This is a genomic window from Bradyrhizobium pachyrhizi, assembly GCF_001189245.1.
Classification (GTDB): domain Bacteria; phylum Pseudomonadota; class Alphaproteobacteria; order Rhizobiales; family Xanthobacteraceae; genus Bradyrhizobium; species Bradyrhizobium pachyrhizi.
In genome coordinates, this window is record NZ_LFIQ01000101.1 from 1 (window position 1) to 245 (window position 245).

The following is a 245-nucleotide window of genomic DNA, read 5'->3' on the forward strand; positions in this document are numbered from 1 at the left end:
GGAACCGCCTGGTAGAGGTCGGCGACCAGGCCGTAATCGGCGACCTGGAAGATCGGCGCGTCCTCATCCTTGTTGATGGCGACGATCACCTTGGAGTCCTTCATGCCGGCCAGATGCTGGATCGCGCCGGAGATGCCGACCGCGACATAAAGTTCCGGGGCCACCACCTTGCCGGTCTGGCCGACCTGCCAGTCGTTCGGCGCATAGCCGGCATCGACCGCGGCGCGCGAGGCGCCGACGCCGGC

Annotated in this window: 1 protein-coding gene; it reads right to left on the minus strand. The window is 67.8% G+C overall.

The genetic code is table 11. From position 1 onward, the window contains the following. On the minus strand, nt 1-245 hold a 245-nt coding region (locus AKL29_RS25505; RefSeq protein ID WP_202814555.1), incomplete at both ends, for an electron transfer flavoprotein subunit alpha/FixB family protein.